This window comes from Winslowiella toletana, from assembly GCF_032164335.1.
GTDB classification, from domain to species: Bacteria; Pseudomonadota; Gammaproteobacteria; order Enterobacterales; family Enterobacteriaceae; genus Erwinia; species Erwinia toletana_A.
Genome location: NZ_CP134152.1, coordinates 3539235 through 3562398 on the forward strand (window position 1 = coordinate 3539235; position 23164 = coordinate 3562398).

The window sequence follows — 23164 nt, forward strand, 5'->3', positions numbered from 1 at the left end:
CCACTGGTCGATCAATGCGGCGAATCATCTTCCGCATCCAGCACCTCTTCTTCCGGGCGCAGCACACTGATCGCTTTGAAGATCAGGCTTAATCCGACGCCAACAATGGTCGCCAGCGCCATCCCTTTCAGTTCTGCCGCACCAATGTGCACTTTCGCACCGCTGACGCCGATAATCAGGATCACCGAGGTCAGGATCAGGTTTTGCGCTTTGCTGTAGTCCACTTTCGATTCGATCAGTACCCGAATACCGGAGGCACCGATAACTCCGTACAACAACAGTGATACACCGCCCATCACCGGAACCGGAATCACCTGAATCGCGGCGGCCAGTTTACCCACGCAGGAAAGCAGAATCGCCAGAATTGCCGCACCGCCAATGACCCAGGTACTGTAAACGCGGGTAATCGCCATCACGCCAATGTTCTCGCCGTAAGTGGTATTCGGCGTTGAGCCAAAGAAACCGGAGAATACGGTCGAGATACCGTTAGCAAACATCGAACGATGCAGGCCCGGATCTTTCATCAGGTCTTTTTTAACGATATTCGCCGTCACCACCAGGTGACCAACGTGCTCGGCAATCACTACCAGCGCCGCAGGCAAAATGGTAAAGATGGCAAACCACTCAAAGCGTGGCGTATAGAACGTTGGCAGCGCGAACCATGGCGCATCGCGCACCGGCGTCCAGTCAACAATGCCCAGTACAAATGACAACGCATAACCAACCAGCACACCAATCAGAATCGGGATTATCGCCATAAAACCGCGAAACAGGACCGAGCCAAAAATCGTCACCGCCAGCGTTACCAGCGAGATAATCACGGTTTTGCTGTCGGCAGAACTGCCATCCGCGGGCAGCAGGCCGGCCATATTGGCAGCCACTCCCGCCAGTTCCAGCCCGATGACCGCGACGATTGCGCCCATTGCCGCTGGCGGAAACATCACATCCAGCCAGCCGGTACCGGCTTTTTTCACAATCAGCGCCACCAGGCAAAACAGCACGCCGCACATAATAAAACCACCCAGCGCCACTTCGTAACCCAGCGGTAACAGTAACAGTACCGGAGAAATAAAGGCGAAGCTGGAACCAAGATAAGCGGGAATTTTGCCTTTACAGATAAACAGGTACAGCAGCGTGCCAATACCGTTAAACAGCAGCACCGTTGCCGGATTGATATGAAACAGAATCGGCACCAGCACCGTAGCGCCAAACATGGCAAACAGATGCTGGAAACTGAGTGGAATGGTCTGGAGCAGCGGTGGCCGCTCACTAACGCCGATGGCGCGACGAGTCATGGTATCCCCTTGAGATGTTATTTTTGCCATAAAAAAGCCGACTCTGCGGTCGGCTTCATTTTTTTAAGAAGTTATTTGGTTCCGAAAATCTTATCGCCGGCATCACCGAGCCCAGGAATAATGTAGCCTTTCTCGTTCAGCCCCTGATCGACCGACGCGGTATAGACTTCAATATCCGGATGCGCTTTCTCCAGCGCCGCCAGCCCTTCCGGCGCGGCAACCAGCACCAGAACTTTAATACTGTTACAACCGGCTTTTTTCAGCAGATCGATGGTGGCAATCATTGAACCGCCCGTCGCCAGCATTGGGTCAACGACCAACGCCAGACGCTCTTCAATATTTGACACCAGCTTCTGGAAATACGGCACCGGCTCCAGCGTTTCTTCGTCACGATAGACGCCAACAACACTGATACGCGCACTCGGTACATGCTCCAGCACCCCTTCCATCATGCCAAGACCGGCACGCAGAATCGGGACGACGGTAATTTTCTTACCTTTGATCTGTTCGATCTCAACCGGACCATTCCAGCCTTCAATTGTGACTTTTTCGGTTTCCAGATCCGAGGTAGCTTCATAGGTCAGCAAACTTCCCACTTCTGAGGCGAGCTCACGAAAACGCTTGGTGCTGATATCATGCTCACGCATCAGGCCCAGTTTATGTTTGACGAGCGGGTGTTTGACTTCCACGATCTTCATTGTTGTTCTCCCGGAGTGGTTAGCGGCAAAAAAAAATCGCGGGATTATACCGCCTTTTTTTCAGCACGCCATATGACTTGAAGCAATTAAGATCAATTAGCTAAGGATTGTCTAAAATTTAGCGATACGCAATGTCAGCTAAGATGAGACTCGCAAACGTTTGCCTGCGCTGATAGAATTGCCGCGCTTTAATTTCAAACCACCAACCGCAACCGCGTGGGGATTTCGCAGTGACCGACAAGACCTCTCTCAGCTATAAAGACGCCGGCGTAGATATCGATGCTGGTAATGCTTTAGTCGATCGTATTAAAGGCGTAGTGAAAAAGACTCGTCGCCCGGAAGTGATGGGTGGACTGGGCGGTTTCGGTGCCCTTTGTGCGCTGCCGCAAAAATACCGCGAACCAATTCTGGTTTCCGGCACTGACGGCGTCGGCACCAAGCTGCGTCTGGCAATGGATCTGAAACGCCACGACAGTATCGGTATCGATCTGGTCGCCATGTGTGTTAACGACCTGGTGGTTCAGGGTGCTGAGCCGCTGTTCTTCCTCGACTATTATGCTACCGGCAAACTGGATGTGGACACCGCAGCCAGCGTAATCACCGGTATTGCTGAAGGCTGCCAGCAGTCTGGCTGTGCTCTGGTCGGCGGCGAAACCGCTGAAATGCCGGGCATGTACCATGGCGAAGATTATGACGTGGCGGGTTTTTGCGTCGGCGTGGTGGAAAAATCAGAAATCATCGACGGCAGCAAAGTGCAGGACGGCGATGTACTGATCGCGCTGGGTTCAAGTGGCCCGCACTCTAACGGTTATTCACTGGTGCGCAAAATCCTCGAGGTCAGCCAGACCGAACCGGAAACCACCCAGTTGGAAGGCAAATCGATCGCCGATCATCTGCTGGCTCCAACCCGCATTTACGTGAAAAACATTCTCAGCCTGATCGAACAGGTTGATGTGCACGCCATTGCTCATTTGACCGGCGGCGGCTTCTGGGAAAACATCCCACGCGTGCTGCCAGATAACACCCAAGCCGTGCTGGAAGAGTCAAGCTGGCAGTGGCCCGCCATTTTCAGCTGGATGCAGCAGGCAGGTAATGTCAGCCGTCATGAAATGTATCGCACCTTTAACTGTGGCGTCGGTATGGTTATCGCGCTCAGCCCGGCAGATGCCGACAAAGCGGTGCAGTTAATGACTGATGCTGGCGAACTCGCGTGGAAGATCGGCGTGATTAAAGCTTCCGATGCTGAAGAGCGTGTGGTTATTAATCCATGAAAAAGATAGTCGTGCTGGTTTCCGGAAACGGAAGTAATCTTCAGGCCATTTTAGATGCCTGCCAGCAAGGACAAATCAACGGCAGCATTGCTGCCGTTTTCAGTAATAAAGCCGACGCTTTTGGTCTGGAACGCGCACGCGCCGCCGGCATTCCCGGCCATGCGCTGGAAGCCGCCCAGTTTTCTGACCGTGAAGCTTTCGATCGTCAGCTAATGCTGGAAATCGACGCTTACGGCCCGGATTTAGTGGTGCTGGCGGGCTATATGCGCATTCTCAGCCCGGCATTTGTCGCGCATTATCAGCAGCGCCTGCTGAATATCCACCCTTCGCTGCTGCCGAAATATCCCGGCCTGCACACCCATCGCAAAGCCATTGAAAACGGTGATGATCAGCACGGCACCTCGGTGCATTTTGTTACCGATGAGCTGGACGGTGGCCCGGTGATTTTACAGGCTAAAGTGCCGATTTTTGCCGGTGATAGCGAAGAAGCAGTCAATGCCCGCGTGCAGCAACAGGAATATGCTATCTATCCACGGGTTGTCAGCTGGTTTATCGATGGTCGCCTGACCATGCAGAATAATGCCGCCTGGATGGACGGTGTAAAACTGCCTGCCGAAGGTTACGCGATTGACTAAATGAGAACAGGCCAGCAATGGCTGGCCTGTTACTCTTGCTGCTCTGCTTTAATCTTTAACCATACCTGCCCGTAATATAATCCTCAGTACGACGCGCCTGCGGTGTGGTAAACAGATCGTCGGTCTGCGCAAACTCCACCACGCTGCCATTATGCATAAACGCGGTATAGTCCGAGACGCGTGCCGCCTGCTGCATGTTATGCGTCACCAGAATAAGCGTGAAATGCTGCTTTAGCGTGGTCATCAGCTCTTCAATCACCAGCGTCGAGATTGGATCGAGTGCCGAGGTTGGCTCATCAAGCAGCAACACCTCCGGTTCAATCGCCACGGCACGTGCAATCACTAAGCGCTGCTGCTGACCACTGGAGAGCGTCAGCGCATTCTGCCGCAGACTGTCTTTAACCTCGCTCCACAGTGCCGCAGCGCGCAGCGCGCGCTCAACCGCTTCATCCAGCACCCGCCGGTCGCGCACGCCCTGTAATCTCAGTCCGTATACCACATTTTCATAAATCGACTTGGGAAAAGGATTTGGCCGTTGAAATACCATACCCACGCGGCGGCGCAGAGCGGAAAGGTCGCCAGTATTTTGCAGAATCGACTGCTGCTCCAGCAGAATATCGCCTTCCACCCGACAGCCATCAATCAGATCGTTCATACGATTAAAGCAGCGCAGCAGCGTCGATTTGCCACAGCCGGAAGGGCCAATCAGCGCGGTAATACGGTTTTTCGGTAACCGCAGTGAGATATCTTTCAGCGCCTGTTTATCGCCATACCACAACGACAGCTGATTCAGTTCCAGCGCCGTTTCTGTTGCGGCAAAATCCACGGTTGAATGCATTACAGTGTCCACAGTTATTGCACCAGCGCACGATAGCGCTCGCGCAGGCGATGGCGCAAGCCCATCGCCGCCAGATTCAGTCCTAATACAATGCTTACCAGTAATAAAGCCGTCGCATAAACCAGCGGGCGCTCCGCTTCGGCGTTCGGACTCTGGAACGCCAGGTCGTAAATCTGGAAGCCAAGGTGCATAAATTTACGATCAAGATGCAGATAAGGGAAAATGCCGTCAATCGGCAATTCCGGTACCAGCTTCACTACCCCGACCAGCATCAGTGGCGCAGTTTCGCCAGCGGCGCGTGCCACCGCCAGAATCAGGCCGGTCAGCATCGCCGGTAATGCCAGCGGCAAGGTGATGTGCCACAAGGTTTCCGCCCGGGTGGCGCCCAGCGCCAGCGAGCCCTGACGCAAAGCGGAAGGGATCCGCGACAGCCCCTCTTCGGTCGCAACAATCACTACCGGTAACGTCAGCAGTGCCAGCGTTAGCGAGGCCCATAATAAGCCAGGGGTGCCAAAAGTCGGATTAGGTAGCGAAGCCGGAAAAAACAGCTGATCGAGCGTGCCGCCAATTAGCCAGACAAAAAAACCGAGGCCAAAAACGCCGTAAACAATCGACGGTACGCCAGCAAGATTCACTACCGCAATCCGCACCAGGCGCGTTAATGCATTGCGGTCAGCATACTCATGCAGCCAGACGGCAGCGATCACGCCTAACGGCATCACCATCACCGACATCAACAGCACCATCAGCACCGTACCAAAAATCGCCGGAAACGCGCCGCCATCCGACTGATTTTCGCCCGGTGAATCGCTGATAAAATGCCAGATTTGCGTGGCGAAATGCTGCCATTTTTGCCCAGGCGTCATCGCATTCGGATACCAGGCGGCGACGATCTGCGTCAGCGGAATACGCTGCACGTTGCCACTGGCATCACGCAACAATAGCGCGCTGCGTTCAATTTCACTGTTAAGCGACGCCAGCCGCGCCGCCAGCCGGTTAAACTGGCGCTGTAGTTCGGCCCGCCCCGCCTGATGAATCGACTGCTCCTGCGCGTCGTACTGTTTCTCTTCACGCAACTCCTGCGCCTGTAGCTGCAGAGCTTCCAGCTGAGCATTCACCTGCGCCATCTCCACGCGACGAATATGCGCCGCCTGCTCCAGTTGCAGGCGAGTTTGCTGCAGCCGCTGTTGAAGCGCAGCTTTCATATTTTGCGCCACTAAAGGCTGAGTACCGTCGCGCAAACCGGCAAACCAGCCATAAGCGTTGCCACCCGTGCGGCGCTGCAACACGATAATCTCTTCCGGTTGCTGCCGCTGAGCGATATCGCTGGACAACAGCGTGCGAAAATCCGGCGCGGCAAAATCACGGTTGCCGGTTTTGATCAGATAACGCGTGACCGTTTCCGGTAACGACTCAGCGATGCGGCTACCGCTATCCTGCAACTGCTGGCGGGAAACCTGGCTGCGATTCACCACCTCGCCCAGTAACTGCACGTTGCCCGCAGCAGATTGATTAAGCGTAAACAGCGTTACCGGCTGGGGCCAGAAACCGCGTAATCCTTGCCAGGCCAGTAAGCTAATCAGCAGCAAAAACGCCAGCAGGCTGAACGCCACTGCACCGGCGGTTAACCAGCGCCAGCGGTCGTTCTTCGCCATCCACTTATTCATCCCTGCCCCTCATGCTGACCATAGCGCTGACGCAACCGCTGGCGCACCACTTCTGCCAGCGTATTCACCACCAGAGTAAACAACAGCAGCACCAGCGCGCTGAGGAACAGAATACGGTAATGTGCACTACCCGCCGCCGCTTCCGGCATTTCGACGGCAATATTGGCCGACAGCGTTCGCAAACCGTGGAACAAACCGCCATCGGTAACTGGCGTATTGCCGGTCGCCATTAGCACAATCATGGTTTCCCCCACCGCGCGACCAAAACCGATCATCAGCGCGGCGAAAATACCTGCCGATGCGCCGGGTAACACCACGCGTGACAAGGTTTGCCATGGCGTGGCACCCAGCGCCAGTGAACCTTGCCCCAACGAGGCGGGAACGCTAAAAATTGCATCTTCTGCCAGGGTAAAAATCAGCGGCACCAGCGCAAATCCCATCGCCACGCCAGCAACCAGCAAATTGCGCTGCTCATAGCCGTGCGCCAGACGTTCTGCCAGCCCGCGGCTAAACAGCCAGCCGTCCAGTAAGGGCACCAGCCACAGCGTCAGCAGGCTGACCAATAGCAACAGCGGCACCAGTATCCACACCTCACGGCCATCGGCACACAGCCGATGTCGCCAGCGCGGCGGCAAGCGGCTTGAGCCCCAGCCACAGAGCAACAGCGTCGCGGCCAGCACAAACGGCAGCAGCAGCACGCCGGACAGATGATCGGCAATGCGTGGAGCCAGCCACAGCCCGGCAATCAGGCCCACCACCACGCTGGGTAGCGCGCCCATCATTTCGATAGCCGGTTTCACCCAGCGCCGCAGCGCGGGTGACATAAACCAGGCGGTATAAATTGCAGCAGCCAGCGCCAGCGGCGTGGCGAACAGCAGCGCCAACGCGGCGGCTTTTAGCGTGCCGGATACCATCGGCACCAGACTGAATTTTCCCTGGTAGTAATCTTCAGCCGCCGTCGATTGCCATACCCACGCCGGCTGCGGATAGTTTTCATACCAGACTTTCTGCCACAGACTGCGCCAGCTAAAATCCGGCAAAGGATTGTGCAAGCTGAAGTAGCGCCACTCACCCTGACTTTCCACCAGCAGTCCATTCCCCTGTGGTGCAAACTCGGCGGCAGTAATCCCGGCAGGCAGCGAATGCGAGAAAATCGCGCCGTCCTGTTTACTGGCAAATAGCGTAAGCTGGCCTTGCGGGCTGAGGGTGGCGAACACCCGGCGATGAGTTTCACTGAAGAACAGCGGTTGCGCCTTAGCGCCGGTAAAATTGCGGATAAAGTTAAGATGCGGACCTGTAGGGCTGGCGATATCAAACCATTGCGCAATGCCGGATGGCCCGGCAAGCAACAACGAGTCACCGCCGCTTAATAGCAGCATTTCCTGCGGTTTTTCCTGCAGCGTGATGGTATCGCGCAGGGTAATATTGTCCGCCGTAATGCGCCAGACGCGCAGCAGATTATCTGCCAGCGCAAACAGCAGCTTTCCATCTGGCGTCAGCAGCAGCTGATCTGTCCCTGCCTGATTGATGGTCTGAATTTGCGGCGTCTGGTTGGGCTGTAGCCGTGCCAGCTCAATGGTATTATCGCTGGCGGCGGCAAACAGCCAGCGATCGTCTGCGGGATGCGCGACGGCGGGATGACGCAAAGACCGTGCTGAAATCGCCAGCGCGCGGTCGCCGAGCGGAAATTTCCAGCGTGGCTCACCCTCGCTGGCGGTAAAATCGGCGGTTATTAATTTAATACTGCCATCAGGCTGTAACAATGCCACCGCAGATTTATCGGCGGTAACCGCCGCCTGAACCGGGCCAGTGGCCAGCTGCAGTGCCGGTTCAGCCGGCTCGCCGCTGAGCGGAATAAAACGGGCGCTGCCATGCTGATCGATACGCCAGCCCCACTTGCCATTCAGGCCAATCGCCACCGCAGGTTGCGGTTGCCATAAAGCAAAGTGGCTGACTTGCTGGAGTGAAGGCGCAGTAAACAGCGGCGTCACTACCCAGATTAACCAGAAAAACAGCAGCATCATGACCAGCAGGATACCGACGCCACAGGCCGTGACCACGCGATGCGTCAGCCGGTCGATAAATCGCCGCCTTGAGTCGCTGTATTGCACCGGAATATGGTTGTCGATCATGCCAGAAAAAGGTTCCGTTTCGCTTTGAGGCCGCTATGTTGCCCGTAGCCGCTTGATAAGACAACTATTGAGGTTGGACAATGCAGCCATACTCTCGCCATAATGGATTTGGACACCGGATACCTTGGTCCTGAATCAGCACATCGGAGTAAAAATGGGTCAGGAAAAGTTATACATTGAAAAAGAACTGAGCTGGTTATCTTTTAATGAACGTGTATTGCAGGAAGCAGCAGACAAGAGCAATCCGCTAATTGAGCGGATGCGTTTTCTCGGCATTTACTCCAATAATCTTGATGAATTTTATAAGGTCCGCTTTGCCGATTTGAAGCGCCGCATTCTGATAGGCGAAGAACAGGGTTCGCCCAGTACGCCGCGCCACTTGCTGAAAAAGATTCAGCAGCGGGTAATGAAAGCCGATCAGGAGTTCGACGGCCTATATAACGATCTGCTGCTGGAAATGGCGCGCAACCAGATCTTTCTGATCAATGAGCGTCAGCTGTCGCCAAATCAACAGAACTGGCTGCGGCACTACTTTAAACACCATCTGCGCCAGCACATCACGCCGATTTTGATCAACCGTGATACCGATCTGACCGAGTTTCTGAAAGACGACTATACCTATCTGGCGATCGAGATTATTCGCGGCGAAGATATCCGCTATGCACTGCTGGAGATCCCTTCCGATAAAGTGCCGCGCTTCGTTAATCTGCCGCCGGAAACGCCACGCCGCCGCAAGCCGATGATCTTGCTCGATAACATTCTGCGCTATTGCCTGGATGATATCTTTAAAGGCTTTTTCGATTATGACGCGCTCAACGCTTACTCAATGAAAATGACGCGTGACGCCGAGTACGATCTGGTTACTGAGATGGAATCCAGCCTGCTGGAACTGATGTCATCCAGCCTGAAACAGCGTCTGACCGCTGAGCCGGTACGCTTTGTTTATCAGCGTGATATGCCGGATGCGATGGTCGAACTGCTGCGCGGCAAACTCAGCATCTCGAATTACGACTCAATTATACCTGGCGGCCGTTACCATAACTTTAAAGACTTTATTAGTTTCCCTAACGTCGGCAAAGCCAATCTGGTCAACAAGCCACTGCCGCAGCTGCGCCATATCTGGTTTGATGGCTTCCGTAACGGCTTTGATGCTATTCGTCATCGCGACGTGCTGCTCTATTATCCTTATCACACCTTCGAGCACGTGCTGGAGCTGCTGCGCCAGGCGTCGTTTGACCCGAGCGTACTGGCGATTAAAATCAATATTTATCGCGTGGCGAAAAACTCGCGCATTATTGATGCAATGATCCACGCCGCTTATAACGGCAAAAAAGTCACGGTCGTGGTCGAGTTACAGGCACGTTTCGACGAAGCCGCCAATATTCATTGGGCAAAACGCTTAACCGAAGCGGGTGTTCATGTGATCTTCTCCGCGCCGGGCTTAAAGATCCACGCCAAACTGTTTTTAATCTCACGCCGTGAGAACGATGAAATTGTGCGCTACGCTCATATTGGCACCGGTAACTTTAATGAGAAGACCGCACGCATCTATACCGACTATTCATTACTGACCGCCGATGCGCGCATTACAAATGAAGTGCGCCGGGTGTTTAACTTTATCGAAAATCCTTACCGCCCGGTCAGTTTTGAACATCTGATGGTCTCGCCGCAAAACTCGCGCCGGATGCTTTATCAGCTGATCGATAATGAAATTGCCAATGCGCAGAACGGTATTGCGGCTGGCATTACGCTGAAAGTGAACAACCTGGTGGATAAAGGTTTAGTCGACAGGCTGTACACCGCATCAAGCGTTGGGGTGCAGGTTAATCTGCTGATCCGCGGTATGTGTTCGTTGATCCCGAATCTTGAAGGCATCAGCGATAATATCAAGGTAATCAGTATCGTAGATCGCTATCTTGAGCATGACCGGGTGTATATTTTTGATAACGGCGGCGATAAAAAAGTCTATCTCTCTTCTGCCGACTGGATGACCCGTAATATTGATTACCGTATCGAAGTGGCGGTGGCGATCCTCGATCCCACGCTGAAACAGCGCATACTGGATATTATTGGCATCCTGTTCAGTGATACCCTGAAAGCTCGCTTCGTTGATAAAGAGCTGAGTAATCGTTATGTGCCGCGTGGCAACCGCCGTAAGGTTCGCGCGCAGTTAGCCATTTACGATTACATCAAATCCCTGGAACAACCTGAATAATTCACTATGCCAATATCCCATAAAAGTACGCCCAAACCGCAGGAATTTGCTGCTATTGACCTCGGTTCAAACAGTTTCCACATGGTGATTGCACGCGTGGTGGATGGTGCCATGCAGGTGCTGGGAAGGTTGAAACAGCGGGTACATCTGGCCGACGGGCTGGATGCCAACAATGTGCTGAGTGAAGATGCGATTCAGCGAGGTCTGAATTGCCTGGCGCTGTTTGCCGAGCGCTTGCAAGGCTTCAGCCCGGCCAATGTGACTATTGTCGGCACCCATACTTTACGTCAGGCGGTTAATGCGGAGGATTTTCTCCAGCGCGCCGCCGATGTCATTCCGTATCCGATCGAAGTGATCTCTGGTCATGAAGAAGCACGCCTGATCTTTATGGGGGTGGAACACACCCAGCCAGAGAAAGGCCGTAAGCTGGTGATTGATATCGGCGGTGGTTCGACCGAACTGGTGATCGGCGAAGATTTTGAACCCAAGCTGGTTGAAAGCCGACGCATGGGCTGCGTCAGTTTTGCCAATCTCTATTTCCCGCAGCGCGAGATCAGTAAAGAGAATTTCCGCCGCGCACGGCTGGCCGCCGCGCAAAAGCTGGAAACCCTTGCCTGGCAATATCGCCTGCTCGGCTGGCAGTTTGCCCTTGGCGCATCAGGCACCATCAAAGCAGCCTGTGAAGTGCTACAGGCAATGGGTGAGAAAGATAAGCTGATTACCCCGGAGCGCCTCGAAATGCTGTATGACGAGGTGATTAAGCATAAGTCCTTTGATGCCTTAAGCCTGCCGGGCTTGTCGGATGAGCGTAAAGCGGTATTTGTTCCGGGACTGTCGATTTTGTGCGGCGTGTTTGATGCGCTGGCGATCCGCGAGCTGCGCCTTTCGGACGGTGCGCTGCGTGAAGGTGTGCTGTATGAGATGGAAGGCCGTTTCCGCCATCAGGATATTCGTAGCCGCACGGCACAAAGCCTGGCGAATCACTACAACATCGACACCGACCAGGCCCGTCGGGTACTCGACACCACTGAGCTACTCTATCTGCAATGGAAAAATCAAAATCCAAAACAGGCCAATCCCCAGCTGGCAGCGCTGCTCAAATGGGCATCCATGCTGCATGAAGTGGGGTTGAGCATTAATCACAGCGGATTACAGCGCCACTCCTCTTATATCCTGCAAAATACCAATATGCCGGGCTTTAATCAGGATCAACAATCACTGCTGGCGATGCTGGTACGCTATCATCGTAAAGCGGTGAAAGTGGATGAGATGCCGCGTTTTACCCTGTTTAAGAAGAAGCAATTTTTGCCGCTGGTGTTTCTGCTGCGGTTAGGTGCGCTGCTGAACAATCAGCGCCAGGCAACCACTAAACCCGACACCTTGCTGCTGGAAACGGATGATGGCCACTGGACGCTGACCTTCCCTGCCGGCTACTTTGCTCAGAATAACCTGGTACAACTCGATCTTGAGCGCGAGCAGGCGTACTGGGAAGATGTGGTCGGCTGGAAGCTGATGATCCAGGAAGCGCCGTAAAAATCCGGCACAGTTTAAAGCCGCCAGCAACGGCGATTCGAACCTCGCCGTTGCTGATAATGTCCGGCTATCATTTAATAACGGTTTTATTATGACAACTCCAGATACCCGCAACGATCTGTTCCAAAAGTATGCACTCAGTGCGCCCCATTCTGAAATCGTCGAGGCTGCCAGTCGCATTGCGCCCGGTAAAGCGCTGGATCTTGGCTGCGGCAACGGACGCAATACGCTGTACCTGAATCAGCAAGGCTTTGAACTTACCGCCTGGGATAAAAATCCGCAGAGCATCGCCAAACTGAATCACATCATCGGGCAAGAGTCGTTAGACGGTATCAGCACCGATATTAAAGATCTGGATACCCTGCGTTTTAATGGCGAGTACCAGCTGGTGTTCTCTACCGTGGTAATGATGTTTCTGCAACCGGAAACCATCCCGCAGATGATTGCCGATATGCAGGCCAGCACGGTAAAAAATGGTTATAACCTGATCGTTGCCGCGATGAACACCGACGATTATCCCTGCAATCTGCCCTTCCCGTTCACCTTTAAATCCGGTGAGCTCAGCCACTATTACCGCAAATGGCATATTCTGAAGTACAACGAGGAAGTCGGTGAGCTGTTTAAAACCGACGAAAACGGCAACCGCATTAAGTTGCGTTTCGCCACCCTGCTGGCGCAAAAGGCTCCGACTAAGGATTGATATCAGGGTTAACTGCAGGGGCTAAGCTCGACAGGAGCTGCGGCATACTGATGGCATAGCCCTGCAAATAATCGACCCCGAGCTTTTTTAGCGCGGCGGCTATTTCATCTGATTCGACAAACTCAGCCACCACCTTCATTCGCTTCAGGCGGGCGACGCAGCAAATAGACTCGATAATATTATAATCGAGGCTGCTGGTCAGAATGTTGCGCACAAAGCTGCCATCTATTTTTAGCATATCGGCCTGCACTTCCTTCAGACGGGTATAGCTGGCATAGCCGGTGCCAAAGTCATCGATTGCCACCCGACACCCCAGATAGCGCAACTGATTGATCGAGCGATTTCCCCAGCTGAAATCACTGAGCATATGCGACTCTTCTACTTCAACGATCAGCTGCCACGGCTCCACATTGTAGGTTTTCAGCATGGTATCAATTTCACGCGCCAGGTACGGACGACACAAAGTGGAGGCAAAAAGATTAACCGAAAAGCGTGCCGCAGGCAGCGCCTCACGATGCTGATCGATAAAGCACAGCGTATGATCAAGTACCCAGCGGTCGATCTCCCAGCTCATGCCAAACTCGTGCACCACCGGCAGGAAAACCTCCGGCTTCAGCTGATTGCCGTGTGAATCTACCATTCGCAGCAGAATTTCATGATAGTCATCGCCGCGAAGCCCCTGTATACGCTGAGCCAGTAACACAAACTTATTGTCATCCAGCGCATGTTGCACTTCATGCAACATCGACAGTTTGTCTTTTACCTTGCGCTGCACCGGCACGCCACCCTGCTGCAAATTCTCCGGCAGTCCGCTATTCAGCGACACTTCAGCCATGGCACTCAGCTCTCCCAGCAGTTCATGCAGATGGCTCACCGGCGGTCTGACGGTGCAAAAACTCAGCCCGACGCTCGGCTGCAGCGGTAAACCATCCCACGTCAGGCGATAGTTTTTTAGCCGGGTAGCAATCTCTTCGATACGGACCAGGTGGGTAGCGCTTTCCAGTTGCAACGCCAGATCAAATCCCGGTAACTGGTAGACGTCTTCTCCCGGGCGCAGCAAAGGACGGAGATGACCTGCCAGACAACGCTTATATTGAATGCGCAGTTGCAGACCATAGGTCCGACTTAACAGATCCAGTTCAGGTATACGCAAAAAGCACAGCGTAGACTGGGCGCGGCTCGCGAGATCGACATTAAGTGCCCGCAGATTGGGCAAGCCAATCACCGGATCGGTCAGCGCGGCGCGCCGGGATTTAAAAATAATCCGCCGTTGGCGGTTACCAATCGCCGCCATCATAAAAATAGTCAGGGTAAATACCAGCAAATTCGAGGAGATAATCGCCAGGTGCAGTAGCTGAGTCTGCATATCGACAAACTGCTCACGAAACTGATACAGCGCCACCAGAATCAGTGACCAGCTGAGTGAGGTCATCAGATAGCCAAAGCGCATCGCGGCCCATAGCATCAGCGGCAGCAACAGCGTCAGGGTGTAATCACTGGTCAGCAGATTTTCCCGGTCAAGGCGGAAATGGGTAAGAATAGCCAGTATCACGGCCATCAGCATCGCCCAGCAGATTAATTCGCGCCAGGTCACCTCATCGGCGATTTGTCGCTTCAGGCGTCCCCATAGCAATGGGGCGAAACGGGGTCTTTTGATAATGCGAATCAACCAGTAGTAGACCTGCATCAGAGAAATACAGGAGAGTAGCAGCGACTGGTAGTTGATTAACGTTCGGATGGTAAAAGGATCCGGGGAAAAGATCCCGCTCGCTTCCGGCAGCACGCCCAGCGTCACCACGGTTTGTAGCAGGATCAGCATCAACGTTGGCAGGAAAAATCCCAGCCAGAACAGACGAACCGGCATCATGCTGAATTCACCAAACCCGGCACTCCAGCGGCTACGCGCATGCATGCGGTAGCCGGTCCAGCTGATGCTCATCGCGGCCAAAAAGATGATGCTGGCAATCAGCGCCTGAGCCGGTGAGATATGCAGAATAAACCGGCACAGCAATGCGATACCCACCCCTGGCAGCGCCGCCCAGTCAAATACCATCAGCATCGCGACCATCATCGCCAGCGGCAGATAAATAAGATAGACATCACCGTCGGGAAGTTGCAGACGAGCAGAGAAATGACTGGAAAACGGCATCAGGATTAACGGCAGTATCAGCGGTAATCCCCACCAGCGAGTGCTGAACTGTTTAAAACAGAATTTTTTGCGCATATGCATCATCGTATATTGCAGAACCCGGCAAGCATTCCGTGCCGTTTTGCTGCTCTTCATCCTGAAGAAGCCCATTGGGGCTGGCCCGCCCCCGTGACGGGAGCTACCTGACATGCAACCAGGTCATTGCCAGTTTGACATAAATCAACTCATCATCAGATAAATTTTTGTACAGCCAACCTGTTTAATTAACGGCAGGTAATCAGGTGATATTTTTGCACGGTAAGCATCCGCAGCAGATTGACCTGGCCGCTATGCTGTGCCTAAATAACTAAGTCGCTTACTTTCGTAAGCCAACCACAGGAGCCCATTGCGTGCACAACGCTATGACTATGAAACGACACAAAAAAACGGGGCGGATGACGCGCATCGTATTGCTGATCAGTTTTATCATTCTGCTTGGACGTTTGATTTATTCCATTCCAGGCGCGATTGACCATCATCAGCAAAAAAAAGCGATGCCTGAAACATCGACAATCGCCACACCCGTCAATACTGAATAATGCTCTGCGTCACGTTATGATACGAGCGTTAAGTTGCCTTGCATGAGACAACTTACCCTCATTTCATACATTTTTTGTCGGCTTTAAGCCACTTTTGACGTGTTGCTCTACAGACACAAGGGATATTTATGTCTGCACCTGCTTCTCACGCCCAGCAGCTGGCTGAAATTCGTAGTCGAATTCTTAACCTGCTACTTAATAATAATGATTTAGTTGATACCCTGCTTGAACGGCCGCATAACGAAACCGATCTGGAAAAGCAGACGGTCGAACAACAAACCGAGGAACTGAAGCAGTCCATCACGCTGCTGCACGCCGCTGACCTCGCCGACATTCTCGAAGCGCTTCCCGAAGACGAACGCCAGGCATTCTGGCGTCTGATCGATAACGAGCGCCGCGGCCAGGTGCTGGTTGAAGCATCTGAAAGCGTCTGGGAAAGTCTGATTGAGGAGATGAGTGATAAAGCCATCCTGCAGGCGATTGAGCCGCTGGATATAGACGATCAGGCTTATCTCGCCAAATATCTCTCACGTGATTTAACCGGCCGCTTACTGACCTCGCTGGAACAGAGCCAGCGTGCGCACGTGCTGAACATGATGCATTTCGACCGCGATCGCGTCGGTCGCATCATGGACTTCAATTTGCTGACGGTGCGTGCCGACATCTCGCTGGCAACCGTGCAGCGTTTTCTGCGCCGCAAGAAGTCGATGCCGGACGGTACCGATAAACTGTTTGTCACCGATAAAAACAACGTGCTGCTCGGCGAAGTGCCGCTGACCGATATTTTGTTGAATACACCGGATAAAAAAGTGTTCGAGGTGATGAATAAGCAACCGACCACTTTCCGGCTGGATGATAAAGCAGAAGATGCAGCCGGTGCCTTCGAACGTTATAACCTGATATCAGCGGCGGTTATCGATCAGAAAGGTAAGCTGATTGGTCGTGTCACCATCGAAGATGTGGTGGATTTAGTTAACGAAGAGAGCGACAGCAATATTCGTAAGATGGGTGGCCTTAGCCCGGACGAAGATGTGTTTGCGCCAGTTAAAAAGGCGGTGCGCACCCGTTGGGCCTGGCTGGCGATCAATCTCTGCACGGCATTTGTCGCCTCACGCGTTATTGGTCTGTTTGAAGCCACTATCTCGGAGCTGGTAGCACTGGCGGCACTGATGCCGATTGTCGCCGGTATTGGCGGCAACACCGGTAACCAGACTATCACCATGATTGTGCGCGCACTGGCGCTGCATCAGGTCGAGCCGGGTAACTTCTCATTCCTGGTCATCCGTGAATTAGGTGTCGCGCTGATTAATGGCCTGTTCTGGGGCGGCATTATGGGCGTGATTACCTGGCTGATGTATGACAATCCGGCGTTGGGTGGCGTAATGATGCTGGCGATGGTGTTGAACCTTCTGCTGGCGGCGTTCATGGGCGTAATGATCCCATTAATTATGACCAAACTGAAACGCGATCCGGCAGTTGGCTCCAGCGTATTAATCACCGCGATAACCGATACCGGCGGCTTCTTTATCTTCCTCGGTCTGGCGACGGTGTTTTTACTGCACTAACCTTTAGCAACCCGTGGGGCAATCCCCCCACGGGCTTCAGCTGTCCGGCTTTGCCAGATTATTATCACCAAGCTGGCCGATAAATGGTAAACGCAGGGTCAGCGGCTTAAAGCCGACACCAAGATTGATGCCAAGCACATTCACTTCCATCCCCTCCTCACCACTGATAATCACTCCCAGCACGCCCAACAGCGAGACTTGCAGCCCATTGCCTGACGGCGGCAATCCAACCGGATGCAGCAACGGGCGGTAATCTTTACCAATGGCGTTAGCCGGTAGATCCAGTTTCAGCCCGGGAACTTCCCGGCCGATATGGGCGAGGAAAGTGTTGCTGTTCGGTCCAGGCCAGGCATGGTAGGTATGCGGCCACGGATAACTTTTAATCGCGGCTTCAATTGCGGGTATCATCGCTTCGGCTGCCGCGCCGCGATGCTCCACCAGCAATCCTGGCTTTGCGCCATACCAGAAGCCATCCGGCGTGGCATAGTTGCGCCGCACCCGGTTATCACTGCCCCAACTGACCACTTCGTAGCGCTGATATTCGGTTTCACCGGCTTTTTTAAAAATAATCCATGGATGAACCGCGAACAGCCCTTTCCAGCCAAAAGTATGCGCGGCATAGACCTGAACAATCGCCGTACTGGCATATTGCTGCGGACTGGGGGCTATGCCGGCCGAATCACGCCGTGCCGACCACCAGTTTTCAACTTTTGCTCCTTCGTTACTGCGCATCGATTTAACCAGACTTTGGCAAAAAGAGAGCAACAGTACGCAAATAAAAACAGCACTCAGCACTTTAACTACATTCATAATTCAGCTGACCTGGATAAAACCATTAAAGTAAAAATTGTCTTCGCCTGCAGTAACAACCCACCGTTTTTCACTGCCAGATTTGTTACGGAAAATGAAGATGAAGGAGGACACGCTAAAAATACAACCATTTGATTTTAATGAATAAAATAAAACACCGATAAATCCAGGAAATAATCGATAGTTAATAATAAATTTTTTAAATCCTATTTCCGATAAACGTTAGCCTAACGGTAAACATCATTGTCATCACAGAGTTAAAACAGAGATTTTTAATAGTATAAGCCAGATTACGGCAGGATGTCGTTAATTAACCCTGTCAAATGATTATTTACAAACTGATAACAACAAAATCACCACAGTGCCTACACTCTATTTTCTGGCTTTGATGACTCTCAAAAAATTATTACTCTCAAGCTAACAATTGTGACTTTGCCTTAATTGAATGTCTGCCATTTAGGGAGCAGTATGAACCCAGCATAAATGACGGAAAATGATCATCTGAATCATGAGGTTAATAATGAATGTAGTCCAAACTCCGGCACGGGAATGGAACACACGTCGCAGTGAAAAAGCGCGGCGCATGGCGTCTCTTGCCATACAGGATAAGATAATCCCGACAGATAGTCTGGTGGGAGCACTTGAAAAACTGATTGTCTCCGGCGATCGCGTGGTGCTGGAAGGCAATAACCAGAAACAGGCCGATTTTCTCTCCCGCATGCTTGCTGAGGTTAATCCAAAAAAAATCCACGATTTACATATGATTATGCCAAGCGTGGGGCGCAGTGAACACCTCGACCTGTTTGAAAAAGGCATTGCCCGTAAACTTGATTTCTCCTTCTCTGGGCCTCAGAGCCTGCGTATCTCGCAGCTGCTTCAGGACGGTCAACTGGAAATCGGATCGATCCATACCTATATCGAACTCTACTCTCGTCTGTATGTCGATCTTTGCCCGAATGTGGCGATGATAGCCGGGTTTAAAGCTGACCGAAAAGGTAATCTTTACACCGGGCCGAGTACCGAAGACACACCGGCGCTGGTCGAGGCAGCCGCCTTTCGGGATGGTATCGTTATTGCTCAGGTTAACGAACTGGTCGATGACGAGTCCGATCTGCCGCGCGTGGATATTCCGGGCTCATGGATTGATTACGTTGTGGTGGCTGATAAACCGTTCTTTATTGAGCCCCTGTTCACCCGAGACCCTCGCCTGATCAAACAAGAACATATTCTGATGGCGATGATGGCCATCAAGGGTATCTATGCTGAACATCAGGTTCAGTCACTGAATCATGGCATTGGTTTCAACACCGCCGCTATTGAGCTGCTGCTGCCAACCTATGGTGAACAGCTCGGTCTGAAAGGTAAAATCTGCAAGCACTGGACCCTTAATCCCCATCCAACCCTAATCCCGGCCATTGAGAGCGGCTGGGTCGAAAGTGTTCATTGCTTCGGCGGTGAGCTGGGGATGGAAGAGTATATCCGCGCCCGTCCGGACATTTTCTTTACCGGCTCCGATGGATCCATGCGTTCCAATCGAGCCTTCTGTCAGATGGCTGGCCAGTATGCTGTTGATATGTTCATCGGATCCACCCTACAAATCGACGGGCTGGCAAACTCCTCCACCGTTACCCGTGGTCGTCTGTCCGGCTTCGGCGGCGCACCAAATATGGGTCATGATCCGCACGGTCGCCGTCATGCTACTCCTGCCTGGCTGGATATGATCACCGAGCCAGACCCAATGCAGCGGGGTAAGAAACTTGTCGTGCAGATGGTGGAAACCTTCCAGGCCGGTGTAAAACCAACTTTCGTTGAAAAGCTTGATGCCATTGAGGTTGCCAAATCTTCCGGTATGCCGCTGGCACCGGTGATGATTTATGGCGATGACGTGACCCACGTGCTGACAGAGGAAGGTATTGCCTACCTTTACCGCGCTGACAGTATCGAGGAGCGCCGCGCAATGGTTGCCGCCGTTGCCGGGATTACCGATATAGGCCTTGGCGTTGACGCCAAACGTGTGGCTGAACTTCGTCAGAGCGGTAAAGTCGCTTATCCGGAGGATATGGGTATTCGCCGCTCAGATGCTACCCGTTCGTTGCTCGCCGCAGGAAGCGTAGCGGATCTCGTTGAATGGTCCGACGGCCTTTATAACCCGCCTGCTAAATTCCGGAGCTGGTAATGAAGCTACTGTCACAGACTCGAGTTGAGGCGCAGGCTGAGCGGCTGGCGATCCTCGCCCGCGACTGCCTGATCGACGAAGCGCGACTCAGCCCGAAGCCGGGTCTGGTGGACAGCCGGGGTAACGGTGCCCATCACGACCTGACGCTTGCTCTGATGGAGCGCTCGGCCCACAGCCTGACCGCGACATTTCAGCAATTAGCCCTGCAAAGCTGGCAGCGCCCCGCTGATATCGCCCTGCGAGAAACCATCGGCCATTTGGGCCGTCAGGGTGAACAGCAGATGATGGCTGCCACCCACGGCGTCAATACCCACCGTGGGGCGATCTGGGCACTGGGCCTGCTGGTCAGCGCAGTGGCAATGACTGGCGCAGATGCCGACGCGCATCAGGTCGCCAAAACTGCCGCCGTACTGGCTGCATTGCCGGATCGCAACGCGCCAAAGCTTTTCAGCAAAGGGTTGAAGGCCACGCATCGCTATCGGGTACCGGGTGCCCGTGAAGAAGCCCAGCAGGGGTTTCCGCACGTGATGAAGCTTGCACTCCCTCAGCTGCTACGCAGCCGTGCTAACGGCGCCAGCGAAACGGAAGCTCATCTGGACGCGTTAATGGCGATCATGACCTCGCTCAGCGATACCTGCGTGCTCTCACGCGCCGGAATGACCGGGCTGGAAGCAATGCAGAACGGGGCTCGCGCGGTACTGATAGCCGGGGGCTGTATGACAGATGAAGGCCGAAAACGGCTGGCCCATCTTGATTCGCAAATGCTGATACTCAATGCATCACCCGGTGGTGCAGCGGATTTACTGGCTGCCACGCTGTTTCTTGACAGGGTATGCCAGCCCGCAATCCACTCTTTTATTTAGAGGACGTTATGGAATACATCACATTATCTTTCCCTGCTAACCGCATGCTCAGCGGCAGAGCCCAGGCAGGGGTTGTTGGCTCCGGTGATATGGAAGTGCTTTTCACCGCAACCGAAGACCAAACGCTCAGCATCGATATTACTACCTCAGTGGACAACAGCGACACGCGCTGGAACGCGCTATTTGACCGTCTGAGCCTGATCAGTGGTCTGCCTGCTGGAAAACTGGTTATCCACGATTTTGGTGCAACACCAGGCGTTGCCAGAATCCGCATCGAACAGGTTTTTGAGGAGGTGAGTGATGCGAAATGATCCGAGCTTTATTGAATTACGAGCCCGTGAACGCGCGCATGCTCTGCTTGATCAGGGCAGCTATCGTGAACTGTTAGATCCGTTTGAAAATATTATGTCTCCGTGGCTTGGGCTTCAGGGAGTGGTACCACAGTCCGACGACGGTATGGTCGTTGCACGTGGCACCATCAACGGCCAGCCTTCGGTGGTCATTGCCATTGAAGGCACCTTCCAGGGCGGCAGCATGGGAGAAGTTTCCGGCGCGAAAATGGCGGCGGCGCTGGAACTGGCAGCGGAAGACAATCGTAACGGCATTCCAACTCAAGCCGTACTGTGCCTCGAAACCGGCGGTGTGCGCCTGCAGGAAGCCAACCTGGGCCTGGCGGCTATTGCTGATATTCATGCGGCGATTGTCGATCTGCGCCGCTATACCCCGGTAGTGGGCATTATTGCCGGCACTGTTGGTTGTTTTGGTGGTATGTCTATCGCCGCAGCGCTTTGTAGTTATCTGATTGTAACCCGTGAAGCGCGCCTGGGCCTCAACGGCCCGCAGGTTATTGAGCAGGAAGCCGGTATTGAAGAATACGATTCCCGCGATCGCCCCTTTATCTGGAGCATGACCGGCGGCGAAATTCGTTATGAGAGCGGTTTTGTAGACACGCTGGTTAATGATGGCGTCGATGCTGTGAAAAACGCGATGAATGAATCCATTGCCAAAGGCGTTCCGGCTCAACATCGTAGCGATAATTACAGTGATTATTTGCCACGACTGACTCACTTCGATACACGTCAGCAAGCCGATACCGCACAGATTAAACAGCTTTTTGCACGGAGATGAAATGATGACTCAGACTAATAGCCGCGGTGCAACCTGGCTAAATAAACTGGCACCTGATGCGCAGCGTATGAGTGGCTTGTGTCCTTCCGTTCAGGTTGCAGATAGCCAATTGAACGGTGAAAGCGTTCGCTTTATCTCCGTGATCCCTGACGCTGACAACCACTATCCGCGAGCGAGCAAAGGCGAAGTGGGGCTACTGGAGGGCTGGACGCTGGCAAAAGTGGTCAACGAAACCATTGATGCAGACAAAGACTGCGAAGTGAAACGCCCGATTGTGGCGGTGATCGACGTACCGAGCCAGGCTTACGGCCGCCGCGAAGAGGCATTTGGCATTCATCAGGCGCTGGCCGGTGCCGCGGGTGCTTATGCGAAGGCTCGTCTGGCTGGTCATCCGGTAATCGGCCTTATTGTCGGTAAAGCAATGTCAGGGGCATTTCTGGCACACGGCTATCAGGCAAATCGTTTGATAGCAATTAACGATACCGGTGTGCTGGTACATGCGATGGGGAAAGAATCGGCCGCGCGTATTACTCTGCGTAGCGTCGAGGCACTGGAAAAACTGGCGGCCGACATTCCACCGATGGCCTACGACGTCAGTAATTTTGCGACTCTTGGACTGCTTTCCGATCTTCTGGACGTCAGTAATCCGGATGATCCTTCCGATGCCGACCTGGCGTTAATTGAAATCACTGTTCAAGCAGCTATCACCGATGCACGCAAGGATCCAACACTTAAAACACGTCTGGGTGCCGAAAATCGCCGCAGCTCTGCATTGGTTCGCGAGCGGATGCGCGCGGTCTGGTAGCCATTAAAGTCTTAAAAAAACCTGCCTGAAGCGGCCGGAGCGGAGCGCACCACTGTGTGCCTTACGGTCCGGCGGCCTAAAGAATAATAACATCGCGTTAGTGTAA

Annotated in this window: 19 protein-coding genes; 12 read left to right on the top strand and 7 right to left on the bottom strand. The window is 53.4% G+C overall.

The window, feature by feature from the left end:
- Positions 1-11 precede the first annotated feature (11 nt).
- Both uraA and upp read right to left on the bottom strand, forming a co-directional pair.
- A complete protein-coding gene (uraA, locus tag RIN69_RS16550; RefSeq protein WP_313853138.1) occupies positions 12-1295 on the bottom strand; it encodes a uracil permease in 1284 nt (427 codons plus the stop codon).
- Positions 1296-1366: 71 nt separating this feature from the next.
- Complete coding sequence (upp, locus tag RIN69_RS16555) at positions 1367-1993, bottom strand: uracil phosphoribosyltransferase (RefSeq protein ID WP_313853139.1); 627 nt, start codon at positions 1991-1993, stop codon at positions 1367-1369.
- A gap of 230 nt (positions 1994-2223) precedes the next feature.
- Here upp and purM point away from each other — a divergent pair, with 230 nt between their 5' ends.
- Together purM and purN are read left to right on the top strand one after the other, a co-directional pair.
- Positions 2224-3264 (top strand): phosphoribosylformylglycinamidine cyclo-ligase, encoded by a 1041-nt coding sequence (purM, locus tag RIN69_RS16560; RefSeq protein ID WP_313853141.1) that lies wholly within the window; start codon positions 2224-2226, stop codon positions 3262-3264.
- A complete protein-coding gene (gene purN / locus RIN69_RS16565; RefSeq protein WP_313853142.1) occupies positions 3261-3899 on the top strand; it encodes a phosphoribosylglycinamide formyltransferase in 639 nt (212 codons plus the stop codon). The genes purM and purN overlap by 4 nt, the downstream gene beginning before the upstream one ends.
- 55 nt (positions 3900-3954) lie before the next feature.
- On the opposite strand, the gene pstB is transcribed toward purN, so the two are convergent.
- From pstB to RIN69_RS16580, 3 genes are read right to left on the bottom strand one after another with little or no spacing between them, the layout of a single operon-like run.
- The gene (pstB, locus tag RIN69_RS16570; RefSeq protein WP_313853143.1) at positions 3955-4737 is read right to left on the bottom strand and encodes a phosphate ABC transporter ATP-binding protein PstB; all 783 of its coding nucleotides are present in this window, start codon (positions 4735-4737) and stop codon (positions 3955-3957) included.
- Between the two features lie 14 nt (positions 4738-4751).
- The gene (pstA, locus tag RIN69_RS16575) at positions 4752-6404 is read right to left on the bottom strand and encodes a phosphate ABC transporter permease PstA (RefSeq protein ID WP_313853144.1); all 1653 of its coding nucleotides are present in this window, start codon (positions 6402-6404) and stop codon (positions 4752-4754) included.
- Positions 6401-8536, bottom strand: coding sequence for an ABC transporter permease subunit (locus tag RIN69_RS16580; protein WP_313853145.1), 2136 nt, complete (start codon positions 8534-8536; stop codon positions 6401-6403). The genes pstA and RIN69_RS16580 overlap by 4 nt, the downstream gene beginning before the upstream one ends.
- A gap of 154 nt (positions 8537-8690) precedes the next feature.
- On the opposite strand from RIN69_RS16580, the gene ppk1 reads away from it, so the two are divergent.
- The 3 genes from ppk1 (at position 8691) to tehB (ending at position 12984) form a co-directional block, all read left to right on the top strand.
- A complete protein-coding gene (gene ppk1, locus RIN69_RS16585; RefSeq protein WP_313853146.1) occupies positions 8691-10751 on the top strand; it encodes a polyphosphate kinase 1 in 2061 nt (686 codons plus the stop codon).
- Between the two features lie 6 nt (positions 10752-10757).
- Entirely contained in the window at positions 10758-12284 is a 1527-nt protein-coding gene (gene ppx, locus RIN69_RS16590; RefSeq protein WP_313853147.1) for an exopolyphosphatase, read from the top strand.
- 91 nt (positions 12285-12375) lie between these two features.
- The gene (gene tehB / locus RIN69_RS16595) at positions 12376-12984 is read left to right on the top strand and encodes a tellurite resistance methyltransferase TehB (RefSeq protein ID WP_313853148.1); all 609 of its coding nucleotides are present in this window, start codon (positions 12376-12378) and stop codon (positions 12982-12984) included.
- Here tehB and RIN69_RS16600 read toward each other — a convergent pair.
- Positions 12974-15208 (bottom strand): sensor domain-containing phosphodiesterase, encoded by a 2235-nt coding sequence (locus RIN69_RS16600; RefSeq protein WP_313853150.1) that lies wholly within the window; start codon positions 15206-15208, stop codon positions 12974-12976. The two genes, tehB and RIN69_RS16600, sit on opposite strands and share 11 nt — an antisense overlap.
- A 314-nt stretch (positions 15209-15522) precedes the next feature.
- On the opposite strand from RIN69_RS16600, the gene RIN69_RS16605 reads away from it, so the two are divergent.
- Together RIN69_RS16605 and mgtE are read left to right on the top strand one after the other, a co-directional pair.
- Positions 15523-15711: a YfgG family protein gene (locus RIN69_RS16605; RefSeq protein ID WP_313853151.1), complete on the top strand. Its 189-nt coding sequence runs from the start codon at positions 15523-15525 to the stop codon at positions 15709-15711.
- Positions 15712-15839: 128 nt separating this feature from the next.
- The gene (gene mgtE / locus RIN69_RS16610) at positions 15840-17276 is read left to right on the top strand and encodes a magnesium transporter (RefSeq protein WP_313853153.1); all 1437 of its coding nucleotides are present in this window, start codon (positions 15840-15842) and stop codon (positions 17274-17276) included.
- A 36-nt stretch (positions 17277-17312) separates the two neighbouring features.
- On the opposite strand, the gene RIN69_RS16615 is transcribed toward mgtE, so the two are convergent.
- Positions 17313-18086, bottom strand: a complete 774-nt coding sequence (locus RIN69_RS16615; RefSeq protein WP_313853154.1) for a DUF3750 domain-containing protein — start codon at positions 18084-18086, stop codon at positions 17313-17315.
- Positions 18087-18606: 520 nt separating this feature from the next.
- Between RIN69_RS16615 and mdcA the strand changes: the two genes are divergently transcribed.
- From mdcA to mdcE, 5 genes are read left to right on the top strand one after another with little or no spacing between them, the layout of a single operon-like run.
- On the top strand, positions 18607-20262 hold the full coding sequence (gene mdcA / locus RIN69_RS16620) for a malonate decarboxylase subunit alpha (protein WP_313853155.1): 1656 nt from the start codon (positions 18607-18609) through the stop codon (positions 20260-20262).
- A complete protein-coding gene (locus RIN69_RS16625) occupies positions 20262-21125 on the top strand; it encodes a triphosphoribosyl-dephospho-CoA synthase (protein WP_313853156.1) in 864 nt (287 codons plus the stop codon). The genes mdcA and RIN69_RS16625 overlap by 1 nt, the downstream gene beginning before the upstream one ends.
- Before the next feature lie 8 nt (positions 21126-21133).
- Positions 21134-21436, top strand: a complete 303-nt coding sequence (gene mdcC / locus RIN69_RS16630) for a malonate decarboxylase acyl carrier protein (RefSeq protein WP_313853157.1) — start codon at positions 21134-21136, stop codon at positions 21434-21436.
- On the top strand, positions 21426-22253 hold the full coding sequence (locus tag RIN69_RS16635; RefSeq protein WP_313853158.1) for a biotin-independent malonate decarboxylase subunit beta: 828 nt from the start codon (positions 21426-21428) through the stop codon (positions 22251-22253). Before mdcC ends, RIN69_RS16635 begins: the two co-directional genes overlap by 11 nt.
- Positions 22254-22257: 4 nt before the next feature.
- Entirely contained in the window at positions 22258-23058 is an 801-nt protein-coding gene (gene mdcE / locus RIN69_RS16640) for a biotin-independent malonate decarboxylase subunit gamma (RefSeq protein ID WP_313857777.1), read from the top strand.
- Positions 23059-23164: the final 106 nt, after the last annotated feature.